5 protein-coding genes are annotated in these 7110 nt (G+C 49.5%); all 5 read right to left on the bottom strand.

Features of this window, described 5'->3' with window-relative positions; all coding sequences use genetic code 11:
• Window positions 1-189: 189 nt before the first annotated feature.
• Entirely contained in the window at window positions 190-477 is a 288-nt protein-coding gene (locus F1593_RS26825) for a hypothetical protein (RefSeq protein WP_149404625.1), read from the bottom strand.
• A gap of 339 nt (window positions 478-816) precedes the next feature.
• On the bottom strand, window positions 817-2367 hold the full coding sequence (locus F1593_RS26820) for a tetratricopeptide repeat protein (protein WP_149404624.1): 1551 nt from the start codon (window positions 2365-2367) through the stop codon (window positions 817-819).
• 332 nt (window positions 2368-2699) lie between these two features.
• A complete protein-coding gene (locus F1593_RS26815) occupies window positions 2700-3470 on the bottom strand; it encodes a sulfite exporter TauE/SafE family protein (protein ID WP_149404623.1) in 771 nt (256 codons plus the stop codon).
• A 768-nt stretch (window positions 3471-4238) separates the two neighbouring features.
• Window positions 4239-5852 (bottom strand): amidohydrolase, encoded by a 1614-nt coding sequence (locus tag F1593_RS26810; RefSeq protein WP_149404622.1) that lies wholly within the window; start codon window positions 5850-5852, stop codon window positions 4239-4241.
• A gap of 78 nt (window positions 5853-5930) precedes the next feature.
• Window positions 5931-6857, bottom strand: coding sequence for an alpha/beta fold hydrolase (locus F1593_RS26805; protein ID WP_149404621.1), 927 nt, complete (start codon window positions 6855-6857; stop codon window positions 5931-5933).
• Window positions 6858-7110: the final 253 nt, after the last annotated feature.

Raw genomic sequence — 7110 nt, 5'->3', positions numbered from 1 at the left:
AGTTTTCGCACCTGCGGTGCTCAAAACTGTTTTTAGTGTGTGGTGCAGAAAAGGTGCTATGCACCTTTTCTGCACCACACACTAAAAAGGGCGCAGGCGCGCACGCGCCTGCCAGCAGGTGAGCAGCAAGATCCCGCTGGTATTGGGAATCAAACACTTTGTCAGGAAGAAGAGCCGAGTACGCTATAATTATTGATGGTTTACGATGGTGCCAACCAATTTGCTATCTGCCACGCTGCTGACCTGCTCGGGACGATAGGCATTGAAGGATTGTGTGCCGGCTGGAGCTACTTTGGCGCGTGGACCCGGTTGAGAGGTCGGCCAGGTCGGCCACTGGGGCTGTGTGGTCGCGACACTGCTGTTTTTCTGAGGAATAACGACACTTTTATTCTGAGCAACTGGCGTCTGTTTGGTAGTCGCTTTGACTCCTTTGACAGAAACCTGGGAAGCTTTGTTTTTCTTTTGATCCCGAACCATAATGACTCCTTTGATATCTTCAAAATATTGATTGGTTAGTTGGTAAGCGAGAGAGGAGAAGACCATGAGCCGATACGTGTGCATACGCCTATACGCGTCGCCTGCTGCCTGCCATCGACACATACAGTCCTGGTTCCCTATGTTCCCGACCATAATACGACTTGTTCCAGCAGGTGGACAAGTAACTCTTATTCAATATTGTACACCTTCACGGCCAGAGATGCGACCGCAACGAAAAAAAGGCCGTGAAAGTACCACCTTCAACATTGAGCGCACACTGAAGGATTGAAATACATAAACCAGTTACAGCACTTAGACATGCGGTTACTATTGATGTTCCTACTTACGTAAAAAGGTGCTGGCATGCTTTATATAAAAATCGGCATGCTCGTGTTGTAACCAATGCAGAGGTGAAAGCAATACAGCGGGAATTTTCAAGGCAACAGCTCGTTGGAGGGACGCCAGAGCTTCATCCTCATGTGCCAGGCTGGCACTGATCATTCCTTTCCAAAAGTAAGCATCCCATTTTTCAGCATTGAGAGTCAGGGCATATTCCAGTTCTTGCAAGGCAAGGGTATGCTGCTGGCGTAAGAAATAAGCCACGCCACGGCATAAATAGGCCGCATAATCGGCGGGCTCTTCAGCCGCGATACGCTCCAGCACATCAGGCATGGACTCATCGGGTTCCTGCAAACAAATATTCACCCATTGAGCCATCCAACCATGATCCGCATGGGACGTATCCAGATGCCAGCTATGCAAACAATCCTCTCTGGCACGCCAGAGATTACGGAGATATAAATAGGCCTCGCCACGATTATTATAGGCACAGGCAAAATCTGGTTGCAGATCAATGACACGATTAAAATCCTCAACCGCATCCAATGGCTGCTCCAGATACAAATACATCGTGCCACGACCAAACAAAGCCATAGCATCAGAGGGATCATAGACAAGCGCGGTCGTATAATCCTGGACGGCTGCCTGGTACTGTTTATTGCGACAGTAAAGACCGGCACGATCATGATAGATAGCAATAAATGTAGGATCCAGGGAGAGCGCGTGGGTATAATCATTGATGGATTGCTGCGGCGCGACGAGATTTTCATAGACCAGGCCGCGATTATAATACACGGTTGCCAGCATCTCATCGATCTCCAATGCCTGATTAAAATCCGCCAGTGCCTCATCATAACGTTCGAGCAAGCGATAAGCCTCCCCACGGTTATTGTAGGTAAAGGCCATGCGGGGCTGCAGAGATAACGCCTTCTGATAATGTTCTAAAGAGTGCTCCGGCCTCCCACTATCAGTATAGGCCGCGCCAAGGCGATTAAGGAGAATCACATCATCAGGCTTGAAATAAAGGGCCTGATAAAAATCCGTAATTGCCTCATCATAGCGTTTCAAAGCTGCAAACGCCTGCCCGCGATTCCCATAGGCGCCCAGACGACCCGCGACACGCTCATCCAGCCCGATAGCACGATTGAGATTGAGTAAGGCCTGCTCATATTCCTCCATTATGACATATACTACAGAGCGTCCGACCAGGGATTGCACGTCAAGCTGAATATTCTGTTCATTGAGTGCCAGGGCAGTACTGAAATCATGGATTGCCCGTCGATTATCGCACAATAAATAATATGTAATGCCACGCTGATAATATGCCAGCGCATACGTCGGCAGCAGCGTCAGGACTTGCTGAAGGTCAACGAGAGCTTGCTGATAATCACTGAGGCTGCGATACACCAGAGCCCGATTATAGTAAGAAGATGCCTCCTGAGGCTGAATGAGAATAGCCTGACTGAACTCAGCGAGCGCGCGTTGATATTCCCCTGAAACAGCATAGTCAGCACCACGCTTGTTGTATTCTGAAACGTCACCGGAGTTCATCACATCTGTCTCCTTTTATCTAATTATTGCGTATTCACCTGTGGCTGCTCTGTATATATACTAATAATGACGCACAGAGGGTGTATTTCTATCATTGAATTTTCAGAAACGATGGGTATACGCTTGCAGTGATAAGGGCAGAACAAAGCATGAACATGAACACAAAGCTCCGCATAAGAAGGAATTACAGCTGCTGGCAATTCCTTCTTTATCAACAAGAAGATACAGAGTAGTGAGAGGATATTTTTACAACTCTACTAAATAGTAGATGATGATTCACAGGTTGTCAATGTTTTCACGCAGCAATCTGGCAAGCTCTGACGCTTTCTTCTTTAAGGCTTGATAAAAAAGTAGAGGGTCATGGCAAAGCCAATGATGATCACAAATAGCCGAACCCACTTTTGATCGATTTTACGAGCGTAATAAGCGCCACCATAACCACCAATAATGGCTCCTACAATCATCAGAAGGGTCTGGGGCCAGTAGACTGCGCCAGCGATAATAAAAGTAACGACCGCGACCCCATTGATACAAGAGGCAAGCAGTGTTTTTAACGCATTCATGGAATGGATATTATCCAATCCCATCAGGGCAAGCGTAGCGAGCATTAAAATGCCAATACCACCACCAAAATAGCCCCCATAGACAGCAATGATAAGCTGTGCAATAGAGATCCATACCAGTTGCGCGATGGTGATAGAGGATTTCTCAAGGTGGCGTGCCTTTAACTTTTTCGATACAAAGCCACTGCCAGCAAATAAGAGCGTCGCAGTTAACAGCAGATATGGCAATAAGAATTCAAAAATGGAGGCTGGCGTCTTTAATAAGAGAATAGCACCCAGCAAACCTCCGATGAGGCTTGTGACTGTCATCACGACCAGCAAACGCCGATCCAGAGTGGATAATTCACGTCGATAGGCGCCAACGCTGGCAACGGAACCGGGCCAGAGAGCAACTGTACTGGTAGCATTGGCCGCAATGGGAGGGACGCGCGTAAAGATCAAGGCGGGAAAGGTGAAGAAACTTCCACCACCAGCTACGGAGTTGAGCGTTCCGCCCACTATCGCGACCAGCAACAGAAGGATGATGTTTGGGAAAGACATGGATACCTCTTTGAACAATAAACCATGACAGAGATTGATGGTATAAAAAAAGTATATCATTCCGACTCGGAGAACGTCATTTTGCCACTCAATACAAAAGTATATCTTGTCAATAGAAAATATTACAAAAAATGCAAGGAGCTCATCTTAATATCAAGGCTGTACTTTATTTGATTGTAAAATCATTTTCTCGTTGTTAAATATATACTTATGTTATTGCTATCCCTGGCCAGTATGCCCATCCTCATTCTTGCCGGTTTCTTGTTCCTTGTATTAGTGCAGATCAAACCCAATACTCACTTGCTACGTGATCTGGGTAATAGCATCGTATTGTATGGCTCCAAAGCAGCTTAATCCAAGCCTTCTCGTGTTTTGGCACATATACTCGCCACATTTCCTTTTTTGACAAATTCAATGCCGCAGTAGCGAAGATATGTGTCAAACCACACTTCTCTATCTTGCTTACAAAGTGTTTGATTCGCATGGTCTTCGTCATCCTGGAGCATGAGTTTTCGCACCAATGGTGCTCAAACCTCTTTTTAGTGTATGTTGCTGTAAATGTGCTATGCACATTTACAGCAACATACACTAAAAAGAGCGCAGGCGCGTCGGCGCCTGCCAGCAGGTCAGCAGCAAGATCCCGCTGGTAGAGGGCATCAAACACTTTGTTAGCTCGACTTTGTACAATTTCAGGCTTTTGAGCCTGAGAAAAAGGGGGAGTGCGACGCATTTTCGAGCTCACGTTTTCAAAGTTGTACAAAGTCGAGCTTAGAGTGTTCCGCAGACGATATTGCCGCCGAGGATGGTAGCGTGGACACCATTTTCGGTCATGTCTGCTTGCGCGACACGCAGTAGATCATCGCGTAGCACAACGGCGTCACCCAGTTTGCCAACGGTGAGGGAGCCTTTGCGTTGCTCTTCAGCACCGGCATAAGCGGCACCCAGGGTATAACCTGCCAGAGCACTGACGATGGAGAGCGCCTGATCGGGCATCCAGGGTGGACGACGCGTGGCGGGATCTCGACGGATGGTGGCGGCGTAGAGAATGGCGAGTGGATCGTAGGTTTCTACGGGTGCGTCAGAGCCAAGGGCCAGCGGGATACCCATCTCGTGCATGGTGCGATAGGCATAGGCACGGCGGTAACGCTTGCCCCAATAGCGTTCGGCGATATCGCGATCCGCTACGGCGTGGAAAGGTTGAATCGAGGCGATTACGCCCAGGCGGCGCATGCGCTCAAGATCCTCTGGCGCGATCAGTTGGACATGTTCCAGGCGATAGCGAACATTCTTTAGTGGAATGGATAGATCATGCTGCGCGGCCTGGGTGCGTTGTGCGTATTCAATCGAATTCAATGCCACACGTGCGGCGCGATCCCCAATAGCATGAATAGCGATCATTAAATCCTGCTCGGTCGCGGAGCGCACGGTATCCATCATCTCCTGTTCGGGCAGGGCCAGGATGCCACGATTGCCTGGATTATTCTCGAAGCCATCCAGCATCGCTGCGGTCTGCGATCCCAGCGTGCCGTCGGCAAAGATCTTGATACCCGCTACACGTAGGAGATCATTCTCAGCGTTGCGGATGCCCAGGGAAGGTAGTTGAGATAGCATCTGGCGTGGCAGGATCATTTGTACACGTACACCCAATTTGCCTTCATCGCGCAACTGACGGAAAAGGTCCAGCGACAATTCCCCTTCGATATCATGGATCGTGGTAATACCACGGTGCTGCAACCGCGTCAGTTCTTGCTCGAGCAATTGTCGACTGACATACGGATCAGGCGGCGTAATGACGTCAAAAACGAGGCTGGTGGCTGCTGGTTCCTGTAAAACGCCAGTTGGCTCGCCAGTACTGGTGCGTAAAATTGCCCCCATGGCAGGATCCGGCGTTTGAGCACTGATGCCAGCCAATGCCAATGCTTTTGAATTGACCCACAACAAATGTCCATCCTTGCTTGACAGGGCGACAGGATGCATGGGCGCGGCTGCATCCAGTGAAGCCTTAGAAGGAAAACGCTGGCCCGGCCACGTATTGCGATCCCAATGGCCGCCCTGTATCCAGTGGCCCACTGGCGTCCGAGCAGCATGCGCCCGGACCAGTTCCGCCACCTCATCCTCGCTATGGCAGGTCGCCGCATCGACACGTTGCGAACGGTATGCCGTCTCTAATACATGGATGTGGGCATCAATAAATCCTGGCACCACTGTGCGCCCATGTAGATCGATGCGTTCCTGATACTGTCCGCCAACACGGCGTACCTCATCATTGGAACCGACAGCCAGAATACGGCCAGTCTGTGTATCAATTGCTATAGCCTGTGCATGGGGTACCTGCACATCCATGGTATAAATGTTTCCATTCAGATAAGCTATCGTGCTCATAAAAAATCACTTTCTTCCACCTGGATAGGCCCGACTAGTGCCGGGCCTATCCCACCACTTTTCCTGTTTGTCTGTTTGTTATTCCTGTAAAAAGCGGGCAATCTCGTTGGCCAGTACACGCGGGCGTTGTAACTGGATATCATGTATCGTATCAGGCATCCAGAGAACAGAGCAGCGCTGGATGGCCCGCGCGACCTGCGCAACCATCTCACCTTTCGCCGCCGCAAACTCAGCGGCTAGCTCAAGTCGATCTGGCAATGCCGCACCGGGCAATGGCTTCGCCGCCGCTGGTACCAACAAGACGGGACAAGTCAATTTTCCATAATATGACAAAGCTCGATCCTCCCACAATGAGGCACGAATCATTGACTGATGTTCAGGCAACAGGCGCTCTTGTAACTGACCATCTGGCAACTCACGCACATAGGTCAGCAGAATCTCCTCAACCTCCGGCGACCAAAAAGCATCCATTTCTGATCGCCAGGTCTGTAGATAGCTCTCACGTGATGGATAGATTTCAGCCGTTGCTTCCTCGCCCACAAAGCGCTCACGCGTCATTCCCGGCCAATGACGTGGCTCTACATGTGGACAATCGACCAGAATAAGATGGCTCACCAATGCGGGATGTCGAGCCGCCAACAGCAACGCAACTCGTGCCCCCCAACCATGACCAACCACCGCTACCTGTCCCAGGCCTAATTTCGCCATACCACTAATGACATCTTCCGCCATTGTCAGTAAATCATAATGCTGCGACGGTTGATCGCTCAGGCCATGACCACGCAAATCAAAGGCCAGCAGATAGTGCTGATGATAGAGATACGAGGCGGTTAAACGCCAGCTATCAGCAGTCGCGCCCAGGCTGTGCAACAAAACGACAGGGATATCATCCGTAGCAGTATCAAACTGCGCAGGCAATGTTTGCCGCATATATTCAGGATCCCACTCTAAATAGTGAAGACGTACATCGTCCGCATCGACAAAGGAGCTGTGAGGTTCGCGCATATAAAGTACCTCTTTCTCAATATATCTTCTTAGGACTGTTTAGAAATCAGATAGACGCTGACGATAATAAACAAACCTCCAATAATGGTATAGGTGCTGAGCGTCTCGTGGAGCAGCAGGACACCCAATAGAACTTATCCGAAAACGTGGAAGGAGATGATAGAATCAAGAACAAGGAAAGGAACACGAATCCCCCAAGCAAAGGAGAAACCAAGATGGCCCGAACCAAACCGTGGGAAGTCAGTGACCAATT

This window comes from Dictyobacter arantiisoli (assembly GCF_008326305.1).
GTDB lineage: Bacteria > Chloroflexota > Ktedonobacteria > Ktedonobacterales > Ktedonobacteraceae > Dictyobacter > Dictyobacter arantiisoli.
This window is presented reverse-complemented; position numbering and strand designations above follow the sequence as displayed.